At 73.2% G+C, this 24,393-nt stretch carries 22 protein-coding genes; 6 read left to right on the top strand and 16 right to left on the bottom strand.

Translation table 11 applies throughout. The annotated features are described in order from the left end of the window. Positions 1–16: 16 nt before the first annotated feature. The 3 genes from ACIOEW_RS04745 to ACIOEW_RS04735 all read right to left on the bottom strand — a co-directional run bounded on the left by ACIOEW_RS04745 (position 17) and on the right by ACIOEW_RS04735 (position 6,682). The gene (locus ACIOEW_RS04745) at positions 17–1,621 is read right to left on the bottom strand and encodes a cation acetate symporter (RefSeq protein ID WP_401961236.1); all 1,605 of its coding nucleotides are present in this window, start codon (positions 1,619–1,621) and stop codon (positions 17–19) included. Between the two features lie 263 nt (positions 1,622–1,884). After that, the gene (locus ACIOEW_RS04740) at positions 1,885–3,267 is read right to left on the bottom strand and encodes a PucR family transcriptional regulator (RefSeq protein ID WP_401961234.1); all 1,383 of its coding nucleotides are present in this window, start codon (positions 3,265–3,267) and stop codon (positions 1,885–1,887) included. A 235-nt stretch (positions 3,268–3,502) separates the two neighbouring features. Continuing rightward, the gene (locus ACIOEW_RS04735) at positions 3,503–6,682 is read right to left on the bottom strand and encodes an AAA family ATPase (protein ID WP_401961231.1); all 3,180 of its coding nucleotides are present in this window, start codon (positions 6,680–6,682) and stop codon (positions 3,503–3,505) included. A gap of 153 nt (positions 6,683–6,835) precedes the next feature. Here ACIOEW_RS04735 and ACIOEW_RS04730 point away from each other — a divergent pair, with 153 nt between their 5' ends. Next, positions 6,836–7,612, top strand: coding sequence for an alpha/beta fold hydrolase (locus ACIOEW_RS04730; RefSeq protein WP_362557127.1), 777 nt, complete (start codon positions 6,836–6,838; stop codon positions 7,610–7,612). A 118-nt stretch (positions 7,613–7,730) separates the two neighbouring features. Here ACIOEW_RS04730 and ACIOEW_RS04725 read toward each other — a convergent pair whose 3' ends face one another. The 9 genes from ACIOEW_RS04725 to hisD all read right to left on the bottom strand — a co-directional run bounded on the left by ACIOEW_RS04725 (position 7,731) and on the right by hisD (position 14,634). Further along, positions 7,731–8,615 carry an alpha/beta hydrolase family protein gene (locus ACIOEW_RS04725; RefSeq protein ID WP_401961562.1) on the bottom strand — a complete coding sequence of 295 codons (885 nt, stop codon included), beginning with the start codon at positions 8,613–8,615 and terminating at the stop codon, positions 7,731–7,733. Between the two features lie 216 nt (positions 8,616–8,831). Continuing rightward, a complete protein-coding gene (gene hisF, locus ACIOEW_RS04720; protein ID WP_362557125.1) occupies positions 8,832–9,587 on the bottom strand; it encodes an imidazole glycerol phosphate synthase subunit HisF in 756 nt (251 codons plus the stop codon). Further along, a complete protein-coding gene (locus ACIOEW_RS04715) occupies positions 9,587–9,982 on the bottom strand; it encodes a RidA family protein (RefSeq protein WP_362557123.1) in 396 nt (131 codons plus the stop codon). Before ACIOEW_RS04715 ends, hisF begins: the two co-directional genes overlap by 1 nt. After that, a complete protein-coding gene (priA, locus tag ACIOEW_RS04710) occupies positions 9,979–10,704 on the bottom strand; it encodes a bifunctional 1-(5-phosphoribosyl)-5-((5-phosphoribosylamino)methylideneamino)imidazole-4-carboxamide isomerase/phosphoribosylanthranilate isomerase PriA (protein WP_145762961.1) in 726 nt (241 codons plus the stop codon). The genes ACIOEW_RS04715 and priA overlap by 4 nt, the downstream gene beginning before the upstream one ends. Beyond that, complete coding sequence (gene hisH / locus ACIOEW_RS04705) at positions 10,704–11,345, bottom strand: imidazole glycerol phosphate synthase subunit HisH (RefSeq protein WP_362557121.1); 642 nt, start codon at positions 11,343–11,345, stop codon at positions 10,704–10,706. The genes priA and hisH overlap by 1 nt, the downstream gene beginning before the upstream one ends. A 10-nt stretch (positions 11,346–11,355) precedes the next feature. Next, on the bottom strand, positions 11,356–11,523 hold the full coding sequence (locus tag ACIOEW_RS04700) for a hypothetical protein (protein ID WP_168713658.1): 168 nt from the start codon (positions 11,521–11,523) through the stop codon (positions 11,356–11,358). Beyond that, complete coding sequence (gene hisB, locus ACIOEW_RS04695) at positions 11,520–12,122, bottom strand: imidazoleglycerol-phosphate dehydratase HisB (protein WP_362557119.1); 603 nt, start codon at positions 12,120–12,122, stop codon at positions 11,520–11,522. The genes ACIOEW_RS04700 and hisB overlap by 4 nt, the downstream gene beginning before the upstream one ends. Beyond that, on the bottom strand, positions 12,119–13,252 hold the full coding sequence (locus ACIOEW_RS04690; RefSeq protein WP_401961560.1) for a histidinol-phosphate transaminase: 1,134 nt from the start codon (positions 13,250–13,252) through the stop codon (positions 12,119–12,121). The genes hisB and ACIOEW_RS04690 overlap by 4 nt, the downstream gene beginning before the upstream one ends. Before the next feature lie 59 nt (positions 13,253–13,311). Beyond that, positions 13,312–14,634 (bottom strand): histidinol dehydrogenase, encoded by a 1,323-nt coding sequence (gene hisD / locus ACIOEW_RS04685; protein ID WP_401961228.1) that lies wholly within the window; start codon positions 14,632–14,634, stop codon positions 13,312–13,314. Positions 14,635–15,014: 380 nt separating this feature from the next. On the opposite strand from hisD, the gene ACIOEW_RS04680 reads away from it, so the two are divergent. From ACIOEW_RS04680 to ybaK, 4 genes are all read left to right on the top strand, one after another. Next, entirely contained in the window at positions 15,015–16,616 is a 1,602-nt protein-coding gene (locus tag ACIOEW_RS04680; protein ID WP_401961225.1) for an oxidoreductase, read from the top strand. 245 nt (positions 16,617–16,861) lie between these two features. Then, positions 16,862–17,899, top strand: a complete 1,038-nt coding sequence (locus ACIOEW_RS04675; RefSeq protein ID WP_362557113.1) for a hypothetical protein — start codon at positions 16,862–16,864, stop codon at positions 17,897–17,899. A gap of 5 nt (positions 17,900–17,904) precedes the next feature. Next, entirely contained in the window at positions 17,905–18,648 is a 744-nt protein-coding gene (locus ACIOEW_RS04670) for an LON peptidase substrate-binding domain-containing protein (protein WP_401961222.1), read from the top strand. 22 nt (positions 18,649–18,670) lie between these two features. Continuing rightward, positions 18,671–19,174: a Cys-tRNA(Pro) deacylase gene (gene ybaK / locus ACIOEW_RS04665; RefSeq protein ID WP_362557110.1), complete on the top strand. Its 504-nt coding sequence runs from the start codon at positions 18,671–18,673 to the stop codon at positions 19,172–19,174. A gap of 389 nt (positions 19,175–19,563) precedes the next feature. Here the strand turns inward: ybaK and ACIOEW_RS04660 are convergent, their stop codons facing one another. The 4 genes from ACIOEW_RS04660 to ACIOEW_RS04645 form a co-directional block, all read right to left on the bottom strand. Continuing rightward, a complete protein-coding gene (locus ACIOEW_RS04660) occupies positions 19,564–20,364 on the bottom strand; it encodes an ABC transporter permease (RefSeq protein ID WP_401961220.1) in 801 nt (266 codons plus the stop codon). Positions 20,365–20,398: 34 nt separating this feature from the next. Then, positions 20,399–21,151, bottom strand: a complete 753-nt coding sequence (locus tag ACIOEW_RS04655; RefSeq protein WP_401961557.1) for an ABC transporter permease — start codon at positions 21,149–21,151, stop codon at positions 20,399–20,401. A 244-nt stretch (positions 21,152–21,395) separates the two neighbouring features. Beyond that, a complete protein-coding gene (locus tag ACIOEW_RS04650) occupies positions 21,396–22,370 on the bottom strand; it encodes an ABC transporter ATP-binding protein (protein WP_401961554.1) in 975 nt (324 codons plus the stop codon). Between the two features lie 154 nt (positions 22,371–22,524). Continuing rightward, positions 22,525–23,868: an NYN domain-containing protein gene (locus tag ACIOEW_RS04645; RefSeq protein WP_401961218.1), complete on the bottom strand. Its 1,344-nt coding sequence runs from the start codon at positions 23,866–23,868 to the stop codon at positions 22,525–22,527. 260 nt (positions 23,869–24,128) lie between these two features. On the opposite strand from ACIOEW_RS04645, the gene ACIOEW_RS04640 reads away from it, so the two are divergent. After that, complete coding sequence (locus ACIOEW_RS04640) at positions 24,129–24,308, top strand: hypothetical protein (protein WP_148017758.1); 180 nt, start codon at positions 24,129–24,131, stop codon at positions 24,306–24,308. Positions 24,309–24,393 lie beyond the last annotated feature (85 nt).

Genomic DNA, 24,393 nt, shown 5'->3' with positions numbered 1-24,393 from the left:
CACCGCGAATCGTTGTCTACCGCGCGACAGAAGGTGCGCGATGCGTGGGCCGGGCCGGCGGGGCGGGCCGCTCCGCCTTCCGGCCGGTGCGGGAGCCGACGTATCCCAGGAGGAATCCGGCCGGGATCGTGACGAGTCCCGGCGTCTGGAGCGGGAACCAGTGGAAGTCGCGGTACGGGAACAGCGCGATGTGGGTGCCGGAGAACGCGGGCGAGAACACCATCAGGACCGCGATCAGCGGCAACGTGCCGTAGACGGTCCAGCGCACCCCGCGCGCGTTGAAGCCCGGCCGGAACAGCGCGTACAGCAGCACGGGCGGCAGTACGGAGGCGGCGGCGGCGAACGAGAGCGAGAGCAGCACCTGCGGATTGCGGTCGTGGGTGTACATCGAGACGTAGACGGAGAGCGCGCCGGTCAGGACGACGGCCAGGCGGGCGCGGAGGATCTCGCGACCGGCTGACCGGTCGGACCGGGCGGCGGTGCGGGACCGGGCCTTCGTCGCGAAGTCGCGGGCGACGGAGGAGGCGGCGGCCAGCGTGATGCCGGCCACCGCGGCCAGTGTGGTGGCGAACACCGCGCAGGCCACGAACGCGAAGAGCAGACTCTCGCGCGGCCCGTCGGCACCCGGGTCGAGCGCGCCGGTCACCAGCAGCAGCGCGGTGCCGCCCGCCGGGTCCGCGGCCTGAATGATCTTGTGGCCGAGCAGGGCGGACGCGCCGAGGCCGACCACGACGACGCCGGCGCACAGGAAGGCCACCGGGGCCGCCGCCCAGACGGTGGCGCGGCGTACGGTCCAGCTGTCGCGCATCGGGTGCAGCCGCATCATGATGTGCGGCATGCAGGCGGCCCCGAGGACCAGGGTCAGCTGGAAGCCGAGCAGATCCAGGGTGCCGGCGAAGGTGTGGCCGAACTGAAGCCCGGGGCGCGCGTAGGACCCGCCCGCGCCGCTGCCTTGCTGGGCGGCGTCGAAGAGGGCGAACGGGTTCCAGCCGTAGCGGGCGAGCACCAGACCGGCGAGCAGGGTCACCGCGGCCAGCACCACGGCGACCTTGACGATCTGGATGTAGCCGGTGCCCCGCATGCCGCCGACGGCGGAGTAGCAGACCATCAGGGCGCCGCTGGCGACGGTGCAGCTGGTGAGCGCTCCGTCGGGCAGCCCGAAAACGGATGCCATGACCCGGCCCGCGGTGGCGAGTTGGACCAGCAGCAGGGGGGCCAGGACGACCAGAGTGGTGAGCCCCAGGGCGCGGCGTACGGTCGGGTCGCCGAGCCGGTCCGCCAGGAAGTCGCCGAGGGTGAACACGCCCTTGCGGCGCATCGGTTCGGCCAGGATCCGCATGACCAGCACGAGGGAGGCCACCGTGGCGACAGCGAAGAGAATGCCGTCGAAGCCGGCGAGTGCGACGGAGCCGGTGGTGGAGAGCAGGGTGGCGGCCGAGATGTAGTCACCGGCGATGGCCAGCCCGCTCCCGGCCGGGCCGAGGGCGGAGCCGCCGCCCGCGTAGAAGTGTTCCGGGTCGTCCTGGTCCGCCGCGGCCAGCCCGCACAGCAGCAGCGACACGGCGACGAATCCGAGGAAGACGACCACGGCCAGCGACCGGGCGTCGAAGCCGCCGCTCACCGGCGCGGTCCCGGCGCCGGGACGGGCGTGGCAGCGGGTGCGCAGGCGCTCGCGCGGGCGCGAGGCGTGCGAGGTGTCGGGCGCTCAGAAGACATGCCGGTTACGGCATCAGTCTCCCGGGTCCGCGTACACAGGGCGGGGCGGGGGCGCTGCGCGGGTACAGCCGGTGCGGGTGAGGTCTGTGCGCGAGCACATCGCGTCTGCCGCCCGGTGGGCGCGGGCGCGATGTGCTCGCGGGACCGTCAGATGTGCTCGCCGGACCGTCAGCCGGGCAGCAGGCGGCGGGCCGCCAGGGCGAGGGAGACCTCGACCGCGTCGGACGGGCGGGTGAGACAGCGTCCGGTCAGCTGCTCGAAGCGGCGCAGCCGGTTCAGGACCGTGTTGCGGTGGCAGTAGAGCCGGGCCCCCGCCCGCTGCGCGGAACCGTCCGAGTCGAGCCACGCCGTGAGCGTCTCGATGATCACGTCGCGGTCGGCCGGGTCCAGCCGGTCGAGTGGCCCCAGTACCCGCGCGGCCAGCGCCGAGCCGAGCCCCGGGGACGAGACGACCAGGGCGGCGGGCAGCTGCTCGTCGAGCAGGACGACCCCGCCCGCGGCCGGGCAGGCCCGCAGGGCGGTCTCGGCGAGCCGCCGGGCGTCCCCGAGTGCCGCCAGCCCGACGACGACGGAGCTGATGCCGACCCGGGCTCCCGGCGGGGCGCACAACCCGGCGGCCAGCGCGGCCAGTTCCGCGTCCCCGTCGACCGCACCGGCAGGCGCGTCGGGCGGCCCGTCGCTCCCCTCCGCTGTCGCGGATCCGGGGGCCGCCTCGGTGAGCGGTGCGACGGGTTGCGCCGCCCCCTCGCACCGGGCCAGCGGAAGGATCGCGAACTCCGCGTCCGGGCCCGGGTGCCAGAGCGCGTCCGTCCCGGCGGGCAGCGTCATCGGCGGCTGCGCGGTGCCGTGCGGGGCGCGACGGGCGGTGGAGACCGCGAGCACCGCGTACCTGCCGTGTTCCGGCAGCTCCAGCATCGTGGCGGCGTCCGGCAGTTCGGCGATCTGCGCGGTGCCGTCCAGCAGCGCCGCCGTCATCAGGCGCTGCCGGTTCTCCCGCCGCCAGGCCAGCCGGCGCTCGGTCTGGCGGTAGGCGTCCGCGACGACACCGCAGTGCTCGTCCACGAAGTTCCAGACGTCCGCCGCGACATGCACCAACAGCCGGATGTCCTCGGGGTGGCGGCGCGCGGTGTCGTCCACCAGGTCCTGCCAGACCATCGCACCGCCCATCCGGAAGGCGTGCAGAACCGCGTCGAGCGGCAGGCCCTGCTCGGCCCGGACCTCACCGATCCGCCGGGAGGTGCGGTGGGCCGCGTCCCGGAACTCCCGGGGCTGGATCAGCGATCCGACGTTGTGCCGCAGCGAGTGGTGCACCTCCTGCCAGATCTCCGCCGCGTCGGCCTCGATGGCCGAGCGGTAGGCGGGCTCCTGCTCGCGCAGCGCCTCGACGAGCCGGTCCGTCAGCTCCGGCAGGGCCTCGATCAGCACCCGGGCCGACCGGTGCAGTACGGCGACGGCCTCGCGATCGGCCAGCGAACGGAAGCGGCGCGGCATCGGTGCGACGGGGGGCGGCCCGTGCAACGCCCTGACCCGTGAACGTACGACCTGCGGCATGGCGGCCTCCACCGGGATTCGGCCGGCTCCAGAAAACGACCGGCTCCGGTTCACTCAGCCCGGCGTTGGGCATGAGCACACCGAATCATCCTGACGCCCGCAGAATGGCATACCGCCCAGTCGGTACCTAGAGGTTTGCGGCGTACTTCTCATCACGGTCCTGCAACCTCCCGGACTCGGAGCCGAAACCCGGGCCGGCCACGGGCCCCGGTTCCGCGCGTGTACCGGACGGGCCTCAGCGGTCCAGCAGCCTGGCCAGCTCGGTCCTGGACCGCACCCCCAGCGCCGCGAACACATTGCGCAGATGGTGGTCGACGGTCCGCGTGCTCACCGAGAGCCGCAGCGCCACCTCACGGTTGGTGGCCCCCTCGGCGACGCACCGGGCGATGCGCTGCTGCTGCGGGGTGAGGGCCGCCATCGGATCCGTGCCGCCCGCCGCGGCCGGGCCCTCCACGGCCTCCCCGGCGGCCCGCAGTTCACCGCTCGCCCGATCGGTCCAGCCCCGTGCACCGCACCGCTCGAAGGCGACCAGGGCGTCGCGCAGCGGGCCCCTGGCCTCCCGGGTGCGGCGGCGCCTGCGCAGCCAGGCCCCGTACAACAGCTGGGTGCGGGCGCGTTCGAAGTCGCCGCCCGCGCGGTCGTGGTGGGCGAGCGCCTCCTCGTACCGGCCGGCCACGTCGGCCTGTGCCGCCAGCAGGGCGCGGCAGCGGGCCAGCTGGGCGGGGGCCTGGGGGTCCGTGGTGCGTGTGACCCAGACGGCGAACTCCGCCACGGCGTCGGCGACCGGGTCCGCTCCCCTGCCCCGGGCAGGCCGCCCGGCCAGGACGGACGCCTCGACGTAACACGGTACGGCGAGCATCCGGGTGGCGAAGTGCCCGCGCCGGGGACCGGGCCTCACGAGCGGGTCGAGCCGGGCGGCGGCCGCGCCGGAGCGCCCCGCCGCCAGGTCCGCGCGGGCGAGTGCCCAGGTGGCCAGGGTCGCGGCCTGGGCGAGTCCGTGCGGTCCGGCCCCCGCGAGGGCCGCGTCGGCATGGGTGGCGCAGGCCTCCGTGCCACCCTCCACGGAAGCGGCGAGTGCGAGCACGGCGTGCAGGTGGGAGGCGGTGTTGGGCTGCCCGGTACGCCGGGCAGCGTGCAGGCCCTCCAGCGCGTGCGCCCGGGCGGAGGCATGGCGGCCGGCCCTGAGCTCGGCGTACGCCAGGTGTTCCAGGGCCTGCGGCAGCAGGGCCTCGGGGCCGGCCGACCGTACGGCGGCGAGCGCCCGGGTCCCGAACCGGCAGGCGGCGTCGACGTCGCCCAGCACCAGGGCCGAGACCCCGCCGCGCAGCAGCTGGGCCGGGTCGCGCGCCCGGCCGGCGGAGTCGAGGCAGCGGCGCAGCAGCGCCTGCCCTTCGGCGATGCGCCCGCAGAGCACCGCGCTCATGCCGTCGCAGTACTGGGCGAGGGCCGGATCGGACACGGATACCGGGATACGGGTCATGGCGTCGAGGTACGCGAGCGCGTCCCCCATCGCCCAGGCGGCCTCGGCGGCGCCGAGCTGGGCGTCGAGGGCGCGGCTCGGGTCGTGCGGCGCGAGCAGCGCCGCAGCGGCGAGGAGGGCCTCGTGGGCGTCGGCGGCCGGTCCGTCGCGCAGGGCGAGGAGCCCGCGCACCAGGTGCGCGCCGTCGTGCGCGGGGCAGGCACCCACCCGGGCCAGCAGCGCGCGGGCCCGGCCGGTGTCACCCGCGAGCCGGGTGTGCTCGGCGGCGCCGGCGAACCGGGCGGCCCGCACCGCCTCGTCGCTGGAGAGCACCGCGGCACGGGCGAGCGCGGCTGCCCGCTCGGCGTGCGGCCGAGGTGCCACGGCCGCCGCCTCCAGTGCGTCGGCCAGCCCGTCGTCGGGCCCCTCGGCGGCGCAGGCACGTTGGACGAGCGCGGGGAGCACGGACGGTCCGGCAGCCATGTGTCCCGGCCCGTGCCGGAGGGCTCCCTGCTGTAGGGGGAGGGCCGGCACGGCACAGGTGGCACCGTCACGAGCCGGACCGGAGACGTTGCCGGGCGCGGAACCGGAACCGGAAGCGGGCGCGGGCGCGGGCGCGGGCACGGAACCGGAAGCGAAACCGGCCGGGGAAGGGGAACCGGCCGCGCAGGCGTCACCGGGGCGGAAGCCTGAAGCGGACACCCCGCCCCCGCCGCCGCCCGGTCGGGAACCGGGCGCAGCCGCCCCGCCGTCACCCACGCGGGAACCGGAAGCCGTCACGTACGAGGCACCGGATCCGGTCCGAGGGGAGGCGAGGCCGCCGTAACCCGTTCCCCCCACCCCCGTGGCCCGTCGCAGCGGCCGGCGGACGCGTCCGCGGGCGCCGGCCGTCGCCAGCAAGGTGGCGAGCAGGCCGTGGACCGCGCGGCGGCGCTGCGGGGAAGCGCGGTACAGGACCGCCCGGCGCAGCAGTGGGTGGTTGAAGTGGAGGCGGTCGCCCGCCCGTTGGAGGGCACTGGCGGTCCCGGCCGGGGTCAGCAGGGCCACGTCGAGCGCTGCGGGGCCGAGACCTGCCGAGGCGGCCGCGCGGAGCAGGAGGGCCATGTCCGTGCCGGCACCCTCCGGCTCGTGTTCCTGCGCCGCAGCTGCGAGCAGCAACAGCGTGCGGGTGTCCGGGGGCAGCCCGTCGAGGCGGGCGGCGTACGCGTCCAGGACGCCCTCGGCGCCGGGCAGCGGATACGGCGGCGGGGTGCGGCCGGCGAGCTGGTCGGGGGTGAGCCGGCCGGTCAGTCCGGCGAGCAGCCGGGGATTCCCGGCAGCCTCCCGGAGGAGTTCGCCTCGGACCACCGGATCGACCTGGTCCGCGGCGTCGGTGATCCGGTCCAGGACGGCCGCCGCCGCGTCGTCGTCGAGGGGTCCGAGCCGGAGCGCGGGCAGCCCAGCGAAGCTCGTCTCGTCCCCGGCGCCGATCACCACTGCGACCCGGCTGCCCGCGCCGAGCCTGCGGGCCGCGAAGACGAGGGCGGCACGCGAAGCGGGATCCCAGTCGTGCGCGTCGTCCACGCACACCAGGAGGGGCTGTTCGGAGCCGAGTTGCCGCAGCAGGCCGAGCAGCGCCGTGGGGGTGATGCCGTCGTGCAGCACCGCGTCGGGCGACAGCGGAAGCGGGCCGGGGGCGGAACAGAGCAGAGCGTGCAGCCCGCTGTACGGAAGCCGCTGCTCGGCGGGGGCCGCGGTGGCGGTCAGGACGGGGCCGGTGCGCCGTTCGTGGTGCGCGGCGACGGCCCTGTCCAGGAGCGCGGTGCGACCGATGCCGGGCAGTGCGGTCAGCACCAGCGCGCTGCCGTCACCGTTGCGCAGCCGTACCAACAGGGTGTCGAGGATGGCGAGTTCACCGCTGCGGCCGTACAGCCGGAGCGGACTGTGCACGGTCGTCGATGGAGTCACAACCAGCACGTTACTTCCGCGTAAACAGTGTCGGAAGATGTGCGTCCGCACCCGGCCCGCCCCCGGCCGCTTGCGGGGCGCCCTCCCAAGGTGAGCCGTAGGTGACTGTGCACGCGCACATCGCGGACCCGGTCTCGCGCGCGCCGCCCGTAACGTCGGGCCATGACTGATGAATTCCGTACGGACGACGGTCTGACGCTGCGCTACTGGTCCTGGTCCCGCGGGCCGCGGGCCGGACTGCCCCCGGTGCTTCTGCTGCACGGTTTCGCCGCCGATGCCCGGCTGAACTGGGAGGGCCCCGGTGTGGTCGAGGCCCTCGTGGCGCGGGGCCGCCACGTCCTCGCGCTCGACGCCCGGGGGCACGGTTCGTCGGACAAGCCGCACGACGACGCCCGGTACGGCGAGTCGGTGATGGCCCGGGACGTGAGGCAGCTGATCGACCGCACCGGTGGCGGCGAAGTGCATCTGGCGGGCTACTCGATGGGGGCGGTCGTGGCGCTGCTGGCGGCCGCCGACGACGAGCGGATCACCCGGCTGGTGGTCGGCGGGATCGGCGCGGGCGCGGTGGAGGTGGGCGGGCTGGACACCCGGGCCATGCCGCCGGAGCTGGTGGCGGCCGCGCTGACGGCCGAGGACGCGGCCGACGCCCCCGAACGGACCCGGGGCTTCCGGATCCTGGCCGACACCACGGGCTCCGACCGGTTGGCCCTCGCCGCACAGATCCGCTCGGTGCACCGGGGCCCGCTGCCGCTGGACCGGATCCGGATACCCACGCTGGTGCTCGCCGGGGCGGACGATCCCCTGGCCGTGCGGCCCGAGGTGCTGGCCGACGCCCTCACGGGGTCACGCCTGAAGGTGCTGCCGGGGGACCATCTCACCGTCGTCCGCGATCCGGGATTCGCCGCCTCCGTCGCCGGGTTCCTCACCGAGGACGACTGACGCGCCCCGACGGCGAAGAGCCGGGAGCCCGACGGCAAAGAACCGGGGCCCGACGGCGAAGGGCCGGACCGCACTGCGCGGTCCGGCCCTTCGCCAACGTCAGGAACGACGTCGGGGACTACGAGGTGTGGGGGCAGTTGCCCCGCGACTCGGCGATCGTCAGACTCGCCGCGGGCAGCGGGCACAGGAACTGCTCGTAGCGGGAGTCGTTGTCGATGAAGCGCTTCAGCCACGAGATGCTGTACTTCGCGATCGTGGTGTTGGAGGAGTTCGGGGTGAAGTGCGTGGCCCCGCGCAGCTCCACGTACGCCTTGTCCAGCGTGCTCGGCAGCGACTGGTAAAACGGCTCGGAGTGAGTGGCGACGGGGGCGATCGTGTCACCGTCCGCGCCGAAGATCAGGGTGGGTGTACGGACTTCGGGCCACGTGGTGTCGAGGTTCCAGCCGGTCAGCGGGATCGCCGCCTTCAGCGAGGTGCGGCTCTTCGCGGCCTCCAGGGTGCCGCCACCGCCCATGGAGTGGCCCATCACTCCGAGCCGGGAGGTGTCGATCCGAGTACGCACCGAGCTCGTCTTCGTCAGGTAGTCCAGCGCGGCCAGGAGCTGGCGGCCCCGGCTGTCGGGCTGGTCCATCGTGGTGTTGGTGTCGATGGTGAAGACGACGAAGCCCTGGGAAGCGAGCCGCGGTCCGAGCCAGGCGATGCTGGACTGGTAGGCGGTGAAGCCCGGCGAGATGGCGACCGCGCCGAAGGTGCCGTCCGAGGTGGACGTCGGGTAGTAGATCGTGCCGCCGCCGAAGCCGCTGACGCTGAGCGAGGAGACGCTGGTCTGCGAGACCGCGTACGAGCCGCGGCTCGCCTCGATACTCGCGTTGCTCGGGGCCGGACCGCGCTCGTAGGGGTTGTCGGCGGCCTGGGCGCCCGGCATCAGCGCGGTGCACAGACCCGCGGTGGCGACGGTGGCGGCCAGCAGGCCCTTGACGAGACGGGAACGGCTCTTGGACATCCGGTGGCGCGGGGAGGTGTCGCCGGAGGGGAGGTGCTGCACGAGGGGGGCCTCTCGGTCGTGGCGGGGCCACGCCGGGCAGGAACCGAAAGCCGCTTCGGGGTGCACCGCGTGGAACCGCCGTTGTTCTCTGGCGGTCGCCACTTTTGCGGTGCACCCCGGTGGCGCGCATCGGCAACTTCACCGGCCTTCAAGACCGGTGTCCCCTGCCGGTCCTCAGCGGACCGGGTGTCCGGCCTCCCGCAGAGCGCCCTTGACCTCGGAGATCCGCAGATCGCCGAAGTGGAAGACGGACGCGGCGAGGACCGCGTCGGCCCCGGCGTCGATGGCCGGTGCGAAGTCCGCGAGCCGGCCCGCGCCGCCGGAGGCGATGACGGGCACGGTCACGTGCTTCCGCACGGCCGCGATCATCTCGGTGTCATAGCCGTCCTTGGTGCCGTCGGCGTCCATCGAGTTGAGCAGGATCTCGCCCGCGCCGAGTTCGGCGGCCCGGTGGGCCCATTCGACGGCGTCGATGCCGGTGCCCTTGCGTCCGCCGTGCGTGGTGACCTCGAAGGTGCCGGCGGGGGTGCGCCGGGCGTCCACGGACAGGACGAGCACCTGACGGCCGAACCGCTCGGCGATCTCCCGGATCAGCTCCGGCCGGGCGATGGCCGCGGTGTTGACGCCGACCTTGTCGGCGCCGGCCCGCAGGAGCTTGTCGACGTCGTCGGGGGTACGGACGCCACCGCCGACGGTGAGCGGGATGAAGACCTGCTCGGCGGTGCGGCGCACCACGTCGTAGGTCGTCTCCCGGTCACCGCTGGAGGCGGTGATGTCGAGGAAGGTCAGCTCGTCGGCGCCCTCGGCGTCGTACAGCTTCGCCATCTCGACCGGGTCACCGGCGTCGCGCAGGTTCTGGAAGTTGACGCCCTTGACGACCCGGCCGTTGTCCACGTCGAGGCAGGGGATGACACGTACCGCGAGCGTCATCACGCACCTGCCCGGTAGGCCTCGACCTCGACCTCGACGACCAGGCTCGGGTCGACGAAACCGGACACGATGATCATGGTGGCGGCGGGACGGACGTCGTCGAACAGCTCCTTGTGGGCGCGGCCGACCTCGTCTGTGTCCCGGGCGTGCGTGACGTACATCCGGGTACGGACGACGTCCTCGCGGCCCAGGTCCAGCTGCTTCAGCGCCTCGAAGGCGACCTCGAAGGAGGCGACGGCCTGCTCGTAGGGGCTGCCCGCGGAGATCTGGCCGCCCACCACCGACGTGCACCCGGCCACGAGCACCAGCCCGTTCGGCAGCTCGACGGCGCGGGAGTAGCCGAACTTCTCCTCCCAGGGGGCGCCGGAGGAGATGCGCTTGACGGAGTCGGTCATACGGAGACCGCCTCCAGCGCCTCTTCGAGGGTGAACGCCTTCGCGTACAGCGCCTTGCCGACGATCGCGCCCTCGACGCCCGCCGGGACGAGCGAGGAGATGGCGCGCAGGTCGTCGAGCGAGGAGACACCGCCGGAGGCGACGACGGGCTTGTCCGTGGCCGCGCAGACGTTCTTCAGGAGCTCCAGGTTGGGGCCCTGGAGCGTGCCGTCCTTCGCGATGTCGGTGACGACGTAGCGGGCGCAGCCCTCGGAGTCGAGGCGGGCGAGCGTCTCGTAGAGGTCGCCGCCGTCGCGGGTCCAGCCGCGGCCGCGCAGCGTGGTGCCGCGGACGTCGAGGCCGACCGCGATCTGGTCGCCGTGCTCGGCGATGACCTTGGCGACCCATTCCGGGGTCTCCAGGGCGGCGGTGCCGAGGTTGACGCGGCGGCAGCCGGTGGCGAGGGCGGCGGCGAGCGAGGCGTCGTCGCGGATGCCGCCGGAGAGCTCCACCTTGATGTCCATGGCGCCGGCCACTTCGGCGATGAGCGCGCGGTTGTCGCCGGTGCCGAAGGCGGCGTCCAGGTCGACGAGGTGCAGCCATTCGGCGCCGGCGCGCTGCCAGGCGAGTGCGGCCTCCAGCGGGGAGCCGTACGAGGTCTCGGAGCCGGACTCGCCGTGCACCAGGCGGACCGCCTGGCCGTCGCGGACGTCTACGGCGGGGAGCAGTTCAAGCTTCGGCATTACAGCGTCTCGATCCAGTTGGTCAGCAGCTGGGCGCCGGCATCGCCGGACTTCTCGGGGTGGAACTGGGTGGCCCACAACGCGCCGTTCTCCACGGCCGCCACGAACCGTTCGCCGTGCGTGGCCCAGGTGACCTTGGGGGCACGGATCTTGGCGTTGGTGACTTCGAGGGACCAGTCGTGCGCCGCGTAGGAATGCACGAAGTAGTACCGGGACTCGGGGTCGAGTCCGGCGAACAGCCGGGAGTCCTCGGGGGCCTCCACGGTGTTCCACCCCATGTGCGGGACGATGTCGGCCTTGAGCGGGCCGACGGTGCCGGGCCACTCGTCGAGACCCTCGGTCTCCACGCCGTGCTCGATGCCGCGCTCGAAGAGGATCTGCATGCCGACGCAGATGCCCATGACCGGACGCCCGCCGGAGAGCCTGCGTCCGATGATCCATTCGCCGCGGGCCTTCTTCAGGCCCTCCATGCAGGCGGAGAACGCACCGACGCCGGGCACCAGCAGCCCGTCGGCGTTCATCGCCGTGTCGAAGTCGCGGGTGATCTCGACGTCGGCGCCGACGTGGGCGAGGGCGCGCTCGGCGGACCGCACGTTGCCGAAGCCGTAGTCGAAGACGACGACCTTCTTCTTCGTATCCACGTTTCGCTCCTCAGTCCCAGAGGCCCTGGATCCGCATGACGCCCGCTACCAGGCACATCACGGAGGCGATCCCGAGCAGCACGATGACGCCCTTGGGCATGCCCTGCTTCGAGAAGGAGTAGACCCCGCCGGCCAGGAAGAGGCCGACCAGGATCAGGACGGTGTTGAGGCCGGTCACAGGGCGCCCTTCGTGGAGGGGAGGATGCCGGCCGCGCGCGTGTCGTGCTCGCTGGCGTAGCGCAGGGCCCGGGCGAGCGCCTTGAACTGGCACTCCACGATGTGGTGGGCGTTGCGCCCGTACGGGACGTGGACGTGCAGGGCGATCTGCGCCTGGGCGACGAAGGACTCCAGGATGTGCCGGGTCATCGTCGTGTCGTACTCACCGATCATCGGCGCCATGTTCTCGGGCTCGGTGTGCACGAGGTACGGGCGGCCGGAGAGGTCGACCGTGACCTGGGCGAGCGACTCGTCCAGCGGGACGGTGCAGTTGCCGAAGCGGTAGATGCCTACCTTGTCGCCGAGGGCCTGCTTGAAGGCGGCGCCGAGTGCGAGGGCGGTGTCCTCGATGGTGTGGTGCGAGTCGATGTGCAGATCGCCTTCGGTCTTGACCGTGAGGTCGAACAGTCCGTGGCGGCCGAGCTGGTCGAGCATGTGGTCGTAGAAGCCGACCCCGGTCGCGACATCGACCTTGCCGCTGCCGTCGAGGTTGATCTCGACGAGCACGGAGGTTTCCTTGGTGGTCCGCTCCACTCTTCCTACGCGGGCCTCGCGAGTCATGCGTCGTGCTCCTTCTTCAGTTCGCGTACCGCATCGAGGAACGCGTCGTTCTCTGCCGGGGTCCCTGCGGAGACCCGCAGCCATCCCGGTACGCCGTTGTCCCGGACCAGGACGCCCCGGTCGAGGATGTGCTGCCAGGCGGTGTGGCTGTCGGCGAAGCGGCCGAACTGGACGAAGTTGGCGTCCGAGTCGGTGACGTCGAAGCCGAGAGCGCGCAGCTCGGTGACGATCCGGTCGCGCTCACCCTTGAGCTGCGCGACGTACCCGAGGAGCGTATCGGTGTGCTCCAGGGCGGCGAGCGCGGTGGCCTGGGTGACGGAGGACAGGTGGTACGGCAGCCGCACCAGCTGGACCGCGTCGACGACGGCCGGGGCCGCCGCGAGGTAGCCGAGCCGCAGTCCTGCGGCGCCGAACGCCTTGGACATGGTGCGGGAGAGCACCAGGTGGGGGCGGCCCTCGATCAGCGGGAGCAGCGAGGCGTGGTGGCTGAACTCGCCGTACGCCTCGTCGACCACGACCATCGACGGGCCTGCGGCCTGGGCGGCGTCGTGCAGCGCGAGAACGGTGTCGGCGTCGACGGCGGTGCCGGTGGGGTTGTTGGGTGAGGTGATGAAGACGACGTCGGGGCGCTCCTGCGCGATGACCGCGCGGGCCGCGTCGACGTCGATGGTGAAGTCCTCGTTGCGCGGTCCGGAGATCCAGCCGGTGCCGGTGCCGCGGGCGATGAGGGCGTGCATCGAGTACGAGGGCTCGAAGCCGATCGCGGTACGGCCGGGGCCGCCGAAGGTCTGCAGCAGCTGCTGGAGCACCTCGTTGGAGCCGTTGGCCGCCCAGACGTTGGCGAGTCCGACCTCGTGCCCGGCGGTGCGGGTGAGGTAGCGGGCGAGCTCGGTACGCAGCTCGACGGCGTCCCGGTCGGGGTAGCGGTTGAGGTCGCGGGCGGCCTCACGGACCCGTTCGGCGATCCGGTCGACGAGTGCGTCGGGGAGCGGGTACGGGTTCTCGTTGGTGTTCAGCCGGACGGGTACGTCGAGCTGGGGCGCCCCGTACGGGGACTGGCCGCGCAGTTCGTCGCGGATGGGGAGGTCGTCCCAGGCGTTGCGCGGGGCGCTGTTGTCCTTGGAGCCGATGCCCGTGGTGCTGTTGCCCTTGGAGCCGATGCCCGTGGTGCTGTTGTCGCCGGTGTTCGTCACTGCTGCGGAACCTTCCACCCGAACCTGGCCTTGAGTGCGGCGCCGTGGGCGGGGAGGTCCTCCGCCTCGGCGAGGGTCACCACGTGGTGGGTGACCTCGGCGAGCGCGTCGCGCGTGTAGTCGACGATGTGGATGCCGCGCAGGAAGGACTGCACGGACAGGCCCGAGGAGTGGCAGGCACAGCCGCCGGTGGGCAGGACGTGGTTGGAGCCGGCGCAGTAGTCGCCGAGCGAGACGGGCGACCAGGGGCCGACGAAGATCGCCCCGGCGTTACGGACCCGGCCGGCGACCGCGGCGGCGTCGGCGGTCTGGATCTCCAGGTGCTCGGCGGCGTACGCGTCGACGACCTTGAGGCCGTCCTCCAGGTCGTTGACCAGGACGATCGCGGACTGGCGGCCGGCCAGCGCGGGCTCGATCCGGTCGGTGACGTGCTTGGTCGCGGCCACCTGGGGCCGCAGCTCGGCCTCGGTGGCGGCGGCGAGCTCCTCGGAGTCGGTCACCAGGACCGCGGCGGCCATCGGGTCGTGCTCGGCCTGGCTGATCAGGTCGGCGGCGACGTGGACCGGGTCGGCGGTGGCGTCGGCGAGGATCGCGATCTCGGTGGGGCCGGCCTCGGCGTCGATGCCGATGCGGCCCTTGAGGAGGCGCTTGGCGGCGGCGACGTAGATGTTGCCGGGGCCGGTGACGAGGTTCACGGGCAGGCAGTCCTCGGTGCCGTACGCGAACATCGCGACGGCCTGGGAGCCGCCGGCGGCGTACACCTCGTCCACTCCGAGCAGGGCGCAGGCGGCCAGGATCGTGGGGTGCGGCAGTCCGCCGAACTCCTTCTGCGGCGGGGATGCGACGGCGATGCCCTCGACACCCGCCTCCTGGGCGGGGACCACGTTCATCACGACGGACGACGGGTAGACGGAGCGCCCGCCCGGCACGTACAGCCCGACGCGCTCGACCGGCACCCACTTCTCGGTGACGGTGCCACCGGGGACGACCTGGGTGGTGTGCGTAGTGCGGCGCTGCTCGCGGTGGACGAGGCGGGCGCGGCGGATCGACTCCTCCAGGGCCGCGCGCACGGCGGGGTCGAGCTGCTCCAGCGCGCCGGTGATCGCGTCGGCGGGGACGCGGACCGTGCCGATGCGTACCCCGTCGAGTTTCTCCCCCCAGTCGATCACTGCCGCCGAGCCACGATGGCGTACGTCCTCGCAGATGGGCCGCACCGTCTCCAGGGCGGCTTCCACGTCGAACTCGGCACGGGGCAGCAGGTCGCGCAGGGCGCCGCCCTCGGGGAGGGCATCGCCGCGCAGATCGATTCGAGAGATCACACCGCAATTCTCTCAGACCGCCTCAGGCGCCCGGACGTCCGTATCACTGGCTGATACATGCCCCTGGTGTGACGGCTGACTATGGGCGTTCACCTGGTCACTCAGAGGGAATAAGGGGATTACGACCTGGTGCGCGACAGGGAGCGGACCAGCGAGCGGCGTCACGCGGCTTCGATCCGGCTTCGGTTCCGGCTTCGGTTCCCGATTCAGTCCCCGTTTCAGTTCCCGTTCCGACTCCAAGCGGAGGAGGGAATCGACGCGGGGCGTCGTTGAACCGACGCCGGCGCTGACGGCAACGCCGGCGCCGGATTCGCCTGACGCCGGGAGCCCGCTCGCCATCACGCACCGGGTCGTTACAGCTCCGAGTGGAAGGAGCGCCGGTGACCGAACCGCGCGACGGGGAATTTCCGGACGGCCTCAGCGCGGCAGAGCTGGGCATGTGGCAGTCCTTCCGGACCGGGACCACCTACGACCTGCGCGCCCGCGACAGGGTGCGCGACGATCCCTTCGCCCCATACGTCTGGGGACCCGAGCGCAGCGTGGAAGCCCGGGTCGTCGCCCGGCTGCTGCTGAGCGGTCCACGGCCCCGGCCGGGCCGGGTGGCGGCGCTGAAGCTCCGGGGCGTGCGGATCACGGGAAGGCTCGACCTCGCGGGCGGGCGCGTCGATCCGTACGTGGAACTGACGGGCTGCCGCTTCGACGAGGAGGTGGTGCTGCCCGAGTGCCACTTCACGACGCTGCGGATGGTGGGCTGCGTGATGCCGCGGCTGGAGGCGGCGCGGCTGCGCACCGAGGGCGACCTGCATCTGCCGCGGTGCCGGATCGAGCGCGGGATCAGGCTCACGGATGCCCAGATCGGTACGGATCTGCTGATCAACCAGATCGAGATCGGCCCCGACCGGCAGGGGCGGGCGCTCATCGGTGACGGACTCACGGTCGCCCAGGACCTGCAGGCCGAGATGATCGAGACGCTCGGCGAGCTGAGCCTGCGCGGGGCGAAGGTGGGCGGTTCGCTGAGTCTGCGCGGCAGCCGGCTGCGGGCGACGCAGGGGCGCCGAGCGCTCAACGCCCCGCAGCTCAGCGTGGAGCGGACGCTGTACATGAGCGAGGCCTGGGTCAGCGTGGACTCGGGGAACCTGGGCACCACTCCCCCGTACGGCACCCCCACCTCCACGACACCGGCCCGCGGCACCCGCCCCCAGGTCTTCCGGTGCCGGGGCGGGGTGCGGCTGGACGACGGGCGGTTCGGTGACGCGGTCGATCTGCACAAGGCCGTCTTCGTGCTGGCCGGCCACGAGGAGCTGTCGCTGCGCCGGATAGTCGCTCCGGAACTGCGGTTCAACCCGGCCCGCCCGGCCCAGGGCAGGGTGGTGCTCAACGGGGCGAAGGTCGTCACGCTGATCGACGTGTCGACCAGCTGGCCGGGCCCGGGCGGTCTGGCGATGGGCGGTTTCGTGTACGAGAACCTCGTCCCGTACGGACACTTCCCGCTCTCCCGGCGCCTTGAATGGGTGTCGGCGGCGACCCCGGAGTACGTGCCGGAGCCGTACGAGCGGCTGGCCGCCGTGCTCCGCAGCAGCGGGGAGGACTCGGACGCCCGCGAGGTGCTGCTCGCCAAGCAGCGGCGCCGCCGCGAGACGCTGCCGCCCGCCGCGAAGCTCTGGGGCTTCGTTCAGGACTGGACGGTGGCGTACGGCTACCGGCCGGGGCGGGCAGCGGTGTGGATGGCGGTGCTGTGGGCGGCGGGCACGCTGGCCTTCTCGCGATACGAGCCGTCCGCGATCAAGAGGGACGAGCATCCGGAGTGGAACGCGGCCCTGTACGCACTGGATCTGCTGGTGCCGGTGATCAACCTCGGCCAGGACGGGTACTGGCGGATGGAGGGCGGCTGGCAGTGGGTCGCGGCCGCCCTGGTCCTGCTGGGATGGATACTGGCCACCACCGTCGCGGCCGGCGCCTCTCGGATGCTGCGCCGCAACTGACCGGGCGGGCGGCCCGCCGGAAGAGCCGCCGGCCCCGGTCGCCTTGCCCCGGCAGGCCGGGAGGTGACCGAACGGTCGCGTCCCGGCGTCGGGCACACTGCCGAATCCTCACCACCGGAACGTCCGGAACAGGCCAGATTCCGTAATTTCCTTTACTTTTTCTTGACCCTCAGCAGCACAACCCATCCACTCCCTACCAAAGCTTCACAGCACCCCTCTGGCGCCGCCCCGACCAGCGCTTTTCAATGGTCTGCACCATGCCTTTCCTCCGCGCTCTGCTCCGTACCGCGCGCATGATCCGGCACACCCCGGAGCTCTCCGCCGGGTTGCCCGCCGACCATGCGGTGATGCTCGACGCCCCCGACGAGCGGCTCTCGCCCGCGCTGGTGGCGGCCGCCCTGGGGGAGTACGAACCGGCGGCGAAGCTGCTGGCGACGACCCGGGACGCCGCCGAGTGGGAGAGCCGGGACCGATATCTGAACCGGCTGGTGGCCTTCGCCCGGAACCGGGACGGCTGGCTCCGCGACTGGCTGGCCGCCGCCCCGCACGACTGTGACGCGATCCTCGTCAAGGCCCAGCTCGCGGTCGAGCGGGCCTGGGAGTCACCGGCCCGCGCCGAGCAGCTGCGCGCGGTCGCGCCGATGATCACGGCGGCGGCCGAGAGCGATCCGCGCGATCCGGTGCCCTGGCGCCTCGCGCTGGACCACGCCCGCGGCACCCATGCCACCCACACCACGTTCGAGGCCCTGTGGGAACAGGCCATACAGCGCTCCACGCACCATTACGGCTGCCATGTCGCCGCTCTCCAGTACCTCTCCGCCGCCTGGTACGGCTCGCACCGCGAGTGCTTCGACTTCGCCGAGCGGGCAGCCGAGGACTCGCTGCCCAGCTCCCTGGTGCAGGCGCTGCCGCTGCGGGCCGCCTTCGCGGTGCTGACCGAACGGCCGGGGGCCGGGTTCACCTCGGTGCAGGAGGAACGGATCGACGCCGCGGCGGATATGGCGATCTCGCTGTCCGCCGCCTTCGCACCGGGCGACGCATGGCCGGCCGAGGTGCGCAATCTGCTCGCGTACGTGCTGGTGGTGCGGGGGCGGTGGGACGAGGCACTGGAACAGTTCCGGCAGATCGGACCCCACGCGGCATCGTTCCCCTGGGCCTGTGTGTCCGACGATCCGCTCGGCAGGTTCCTCGACGTAAGGGACTCGGCACGGCTCCGGGTGGCCTCCGGGACGCCGCTCGGCCACCGGGCCGACCGGGGACGGGCGCGCGGCCATTACGCTTGACCGTTGTGACCACCGCTCGCCTGCCTCTGTTTCCGCTGAACGCGGTGCTGTTTCCCGGCCTTGTGCTGCCGCTGAACGTCTTCGAGGAGCGTTATCGCGCCATGATGCGCGAGCTGCTGAAGACCGATGAGGACGAACCGCGCCGCTTCGCCGTGGTCGCCATCCGCGACGGGCGCGAGACCGCCCCGACGGCGGCGGGCATGCCGGACGCGGTGACGGTCCCCGTCGAGCGCGGCCCGGCGGACGGCTTCGGCCCGGACCCTGTCCAGACGTTCCACCGGGTCGGCTGTATCGCCGACGCGGCGAAGATCCGGGAGCGTTCGGACGGCAGCTTCGAGGTCCTGGCGACCGGCACCAGCCGTGTGAAGCTCCTGTCCGTGGACGCGAGCGGCCCCTATCTCACCGCCGAGCTCGAAGAGCTGGACGAGGACCCGGGCGAGGGGGCGGAGGCGCTCACCGAGGGCGTCCTGCGGGCCTTCCGCGCCTACCAGAAGCGGCTGGCGGGCGCGAGCGAGCGCTCCCTGACCACGGGCGCGGACCTGCCCGGCGAGCCGTCGGTCGTCTCCTATCTGGTCGCCGCCGCGGCGGTCCTCGACATCCCCGCCAAACAGCGGCTGCTGCAGGCCCCGGACACCGCGACCCGGCTCCGCGAGGAGCTGACGATCCTGCGCTCCGAGACGGCCGTCATCCGCCATCTCCCGTCGTTGCCCGCCGTGGAACTCACCCGCGCCCCGACCCACCCCAACTGAGCGACCGGAGGGCCACTCCCCCGTGGCGAAGAAGCCGAAGAAGCAGCCCCAGTCAGGCGGCACCCCCGCGACGGTCGCGCTGACCGCGGCCGGCACGGAGTTCACGGTGCACGCGTACGAGCACGACCCCGCGTCGGCCTCCTACGGCGAGGAGGCGGCCGAGGCCCTCGGCGTCTCCCCCGACCGGGTGTTCAAGACGCTGGTCGCCGACGTGGACGGCCGCCTGACGGTCGCGGTCGTCCCCGTGGCGGGCTCCCTGGACCTGAAGGCCCTGGCCTCGGCGGCCGGCGGCAAGCGCGCCACCATGGCGGACCCGGCGGCGGCGGAGCGCACTACGGGCTATGTCCTCGGCGGCATCTCCCCACTGGGCCAGCGCAAACGGCTGCCCACGGTGCTGGACGCGTCGGCTCGGTCCCACGCGACGATCTGCGTGTCGGCGGGCCGCCGCGGCCTGGAGGTCGAACTGTCCCCCACGGACCTGGCATCCCTGACGGCCGCGGTCTTCGCCCCGATCGGCCGCGGCTAGGGCTCACGGGGCCCGCGGGGCCCCGCCGGGAGGCGCCGGGAAGCAGGGGGAAGCACGGGGAAGCACGGGGAAGCACCGGGAAGCACCGGGAAGCACGGGGAAGCACCGGGAAGCACCGGGAAGCACCGGGAAGCACCGGGAAGCACCGGGAAGCACCGGGAAGCACCGGGAAGCACCGGCCAGGCTCGCGGGCCCGGTCGGCCCGTCCACCGCCCCGGTTCCGTCCTCAACCGCCGGACGGGCTGAACTCACCGGCCTCCCCAGCCCGTCGCACGCCCGAGGCTCACCGGCCTCTCCAGCCTGTCCGGCGCTTGAGGACCGGGGTCCGGGGCAGAGCCCCGGTTACGGGAAGGGGCGGGTAGGGGACAAGCTCCGCGCAGCGGCCCCGCTCACGCCCCCGCGGACGGACCGGGCGGCCCCGCCTCGGGCGAGGACGACGGCGCGGGCGCAGGCCCGGACGGCGCGGGTCCAGACGGCGCGGGTCCAGACGGCGCGGGTCCAGACGGCGCGGGTCCGGACAGCGCAGGTCCGGACGGCGCGGGTCCGGACGGCGCCCCGTGGTACACCCCCCACTCCGGCTCCGGGTCCCGCGGCCCGAACAGCGCCGTCAACCCCAGATGCACGGCCATCGCCGCCAACGACCACGCCAGCAACGCCCCCTTCGCATGCAGCTCCAGCGGCGCATCGAAGATCACGCCCTTGCCGACCTCGCGCGCATGGGCGACCACGTCGTCGGTCGGCCCCAGCCGGGTACCGAGCTGCCACGCCAGGAGGGAGCCGAGTACGCCCCCCACGGCGAGCCCCACCACGAGGGCGATCCCGCCCTTCCGGTGGAACCAGAAGACCAGCGCAGCCGAAACCGCACCGAAGGCCAGCGCGAGCAGCGCGAACGTGCCGTCGGCGCCGATCGCCTCCTCCCCCTCGCTGTCGCTGAGGAAGACGGCCGTGTCGTCGGAGACCAGCGGCACCCGGGGTGCCAGCCACAGCCAGAGCAGGCCGAGCGCGACCCCGGCGACCGTGACCGCGACGGCGACCAGTGCCGCCCGGCGCAGTTCCGTACGGAGTTCCCCCTCCTCCGGCGACCGCAACAGGGTTCCGAGGTGGGATCCACCGGGGCCACCCCCTTCCGGCGGCTTCTGCCACGGGTCGTGGGGCGAGGGCTGGTGCGGCGGCGTCAGAGGTGCTGTCACCGTGCCATCGTGCCAGGCGTCCCTGTGGCGCGCCTCACCGGACCGCTGCCCTGCGGTACGCCCAGGTCGCCACGGCGAGCGAGAGGACGCCCACGACGGCGCAGACGGCGAGATCGAGGGCGATGACGGCCCAGTCGGGGTGGGCGTCGAAGGAGCGGGCGAGCGCCTCGACGCCGTAGGTGGAGGGCAGCAGGTCGCGGGCCCAGCCGATGGGCCCGGGCAGCCGGTCCGCCGGGAGCACTCCCAGCAGCAGCGCCGCGGACATGCCCAGCTGGCCCAGCAGCGTGGCCAGCTCCTGCCGGGGCGCGAGCAGCCCGAAGGCGGCGCCGAGTCCGGAGAGCGCCGCACCTGAGAGGGGGATGACCGCGACGAGCACCCACAGATGGGTCATCGGCAGCCCGAACAGCACGCTGCCCGTCACCGCCGTCACGATCGTGCCGGGCACGGTGAAGGAGGCGTACGCCCCGGCCGCTCCGAGCACCACGGCCGCGGGCGGCACCGGCAGGGTCGCGTAGTGGTCGAGCCCTCCGCCGGCCCGCAGCTGCCCGAAGTACTGGGCCAGCATGTTCAGCGCGACGAAGGCGACGACCAGGACGCTGGACCCGGCCACGACGGCACGGGCCTCGGAGCCGCCGTCCACGACCCCGCGCATCAGGACCATGATCCCGATGGACTGGAAGGTCGCCACGAAGAGCAGCGGGATGCGGGCGACGCGGGCCCGGGACAGCTGGGCCCGGTAGACCGCGGCGAGCGAGGGGAACAGCCGGGCGCGCGGCGCGAGCGGCACGGGCTCACGGCGCGGTGCGCCGTCGTCGGCCGGAGCGGACGCCGGGCCCGGTGCGCCGTCGTCGGCCGGCGCGGGCAGGTCGCGGGACCCGGTCCGCCCGGTCCGCCCCGTCCGCCCCGGCTGCCCGGCCTTCCCGGACACCGCTTCCGCAGGAACGATGCTCGTCACCTGACGCTGCTCCTGTTCGGTCCCTGCCCGGCCACACACCCGTACCGCTCCGCTTCGCCCACCGCACCGATCCCGCTCATGACTTCACCAGTCCCTTGGTCGCGTCCCCGCCGAGCGCCAGGTAGACATCCTCCAGGCTGGGTGTCGCCAGGGTGAAGTCGTCGAGTGCGGCGAAGGCCGCGCCACCGGTCACGGCGGCGACCGCCGCCCGCGCCTCGTCGGGCCCGAGCCGCAGCACCCAGCGGCGCCCGGACTCCTGCGCGGACGCCCGCAGGGCGGCGACCTCGGGCACGTCCAGCGGCGCCCGCTCGCGCCACACCAGTTCCACCCGGACCTCGCCCGCGACCCGCTCCTTGAGCCCGGCCGGGGTGTCGCAGGCTATGACCTTGCCGCGTTCGATGACGGCGACCCGGTCGAGGACGGTCTCGGCCTCGATCACGTTGTGGGTGACCAGCAGCACCGTCGCACCGCGTTCGGCGCGCCGGCGGTCGACGGCGGCCCAGACGGCTCGCCGGGCCACGGGGTCCATTCCGGTCGTCGGCTCGTCGAGGATGAGCACCGGCCGCTCCCCGACCAGTGCGGCCGCGACGCAGGCGAGCCGTCGCTGTCCGCCGGAGAGCTTCTTCAGGGGGCGGCCGGCGAGCTCGTCGAGGCCGAGTTCACCGAGCACCGCGTCGCGTTCGGCACGGGCCTCGCGTACCGGCAGGCCGCGCAGCCGTCCGGTGGTCTCGGCGGCGAGGGCGACGGTCAGCTCGTCGAGCGCGGTCGATTCCTGCCCGAGGTAGCCGATCAGCCGGGAGGCCCGTTCGGGGTGGCGCACGAGGTCGTGGCCCAGCATGTCGACGCTGCCGGAGTCCGGCCGCATCAGTCCGGTGAGCTGTCGTACGAGGGTGGACTTGCCTGCGCCGTTGGGGCCGAGCAGGCCGAAGATCTCACCGCGCCGGATGTCCAGACTGATGCCGTCGGTGGCACGCACCTCGGGTGTGGCGGGAGTTCCGCGCCGGCCCCGGGCCGCGGGGTAGGTCTTGACCAGATCACGCACCGCGCACACAGTGCCGTTCGCCGTCTGCGCCTGTGCTGTGCCCGTACTCACGAGGTACGAGGGTACGGGGTCCGGAGACCCTCATTACGCCCGGGGCCGCACCGATCGGACATCAACGCGGTAAAAACGGGCCGGGTTGAGCACCGCGGGTACCGATGCGGCCTCAGTCCCCGGACGCCACCGCGTTCTCCGGTTTCCCCATGGCAGGAGCGGGCCGGTCGGCCGCCGGGAGGTGCCTCTCGCCTGCGGGGGCGTGCTCCGCCGCAGCCCGTACGTCGATCTCGCGCCAGAAGCCCGCCCGGATCGCATAGCGGTCGTGCTCGTCGATCTGGTCGTCCTTGTGCGCGAGCAGCCCGAAGCGGGCCGCATACCTCAGCAGTTCGCCGTCGATGCGGTGCGGGATGCGGGGGTACATGGTGGACAGCTTCTGGAGGTGGACGGTCTCCGGGAGCCGTTCCATCCAGCGCCGGGCGAAGACCTGCCCCACCTCGAAGGGGTCACCGCCGACCGTGGTGATGTCCTCCTCCCGGTCCGCCCAGCGCTGCTCGGCGCTGGTGACCTGGGCGAGCGTCGGCAGGGAGGCGGTCTCGGGGGGTTCACCGAGGGGGCCGCCGCGCTCCACCCATCCCCGGTCGGAGGACCAGCGCAGGGTCGCGTTGGCGGGCGGCGGGGCAGGCTGCTGCCGGTCCGCCTGGGCCCCGGGGCCGCGCAGGGTGCCCGCGAGGTCCTTCGGGGTCGGGACGCCCCTGCCGCCCTGGCCGTGCGCGGTGTGGCCGGGGTGGCCGGTGTTCTCGTCGGGCAGTGTGGACGTGCCGTTACGGGCGGCTTCGGCCTGGGCCTCCGAGGCGCGCTCGGCGGAGGCCGCGAGGGCCGCCTCGGGCAGGGGTGCGGAGAGGATCGCGGCGATCTCGGGGCGCGGTACGGGCGGCGGGGCGCAGGCGCCGCCGGTCTCCTTGGCCCGCACGGCCTGGGTGATCCAGGCCCGGTCCAGCACGCGCCGCTCGTCGGCCTCCGCGACCAGGTCCTCCGACTGGTTGTAGTCGCCGTCGGCGGCCTGGACGGCCCAGAGGTGGACGGCGACGCCGTGTTCCTTGGCGGACATCAGGCCGGGCAGCAGATCCCCGTCGCCGGTCACCAGGACGACGTCCGAGCAGGCCCGGTTCCTGGCGAGTTCGGTGAGCTCGGCGTGCATCGCCGCGTCGACGCCCTTCTGCGCCCAGCGCCCGTCGCTGCGGGTGAGGGCGCCCAGCCGTACCGTCACCCGCGACATGACGCGCAGCCTGCGGTGTTCGGGCTGCGGTACGCGGTCGGGGGCGCCGTCGAACCAGTAGATCCGCAGCAGAGGCTGTTCCGTATCGGCCTCGGCCCGCTCCCTGAGGCCCTGGATCAGGGCCGCGTGGTCGACGGTGATGCGGGAACGTGCGGGCTCTCCGGCCAGCAGGCTCGCGGCTGCGCCCAGCAAGTAGCCGGCGTCCACCAGGACGACGCAACGGTCCACGCGTTCCACCCTCTTCCAGGAATTCGGGAACGGGTCCAGCGGGTCCGGTCTTCGGAGAAGGATCGGATCCGCTTACTCAGGGTTTCCTTCGAGTCTGCCCGACCACGCGGGGGTTAACGGTCGGAACTCGATCATCGGCGTGGCGGATCCGGAAAACGGCGCATCATACCCCCTCGCTACGCACGGTAATGATCCAACATGCGGTGTTTACCCGATTATGTGAATCTGACATCGGTCCTGGCCCCGAGAGTCCCCATAGGAGGAACACCATGGCCAAGAACAAGAACCGCAAGCAGGGCAGCCAGCAGGACCGCGCGTCCGAGTCGGAGCGCGGTGCGCAGGAGGCACGGTCCACGGCTTTCGAGTCGCAGAACCAGCCCCAGGCGCAGTCCCAGGGCAGCCCTGCCGATGTTGCGCGTAAGCATCAGCGGCGCTTCGGCCACAACTGACCGGACTTCTCCGGTACGGCCACAGGCCGGTAGCCGAGAGGGGCGCACCCGCTTTCGCGGGGCGCCCCTCTCGTGCGTGTGCGGA

This window comes from Streptomyces sp. NPDC087901 (genome assembly GCF_044742205.1).
In the GTDB taxonomy this organism is placed as follows: Bacteria; Actinomycetota; Actinomycetes; order Streptomycetales; family Streptomycetaceae; genus Streptomyces.
Note: the sequence above shows the minus strand (reverse complement) of the source record. Positions and strands in the feature narration are given on the sequence as shown.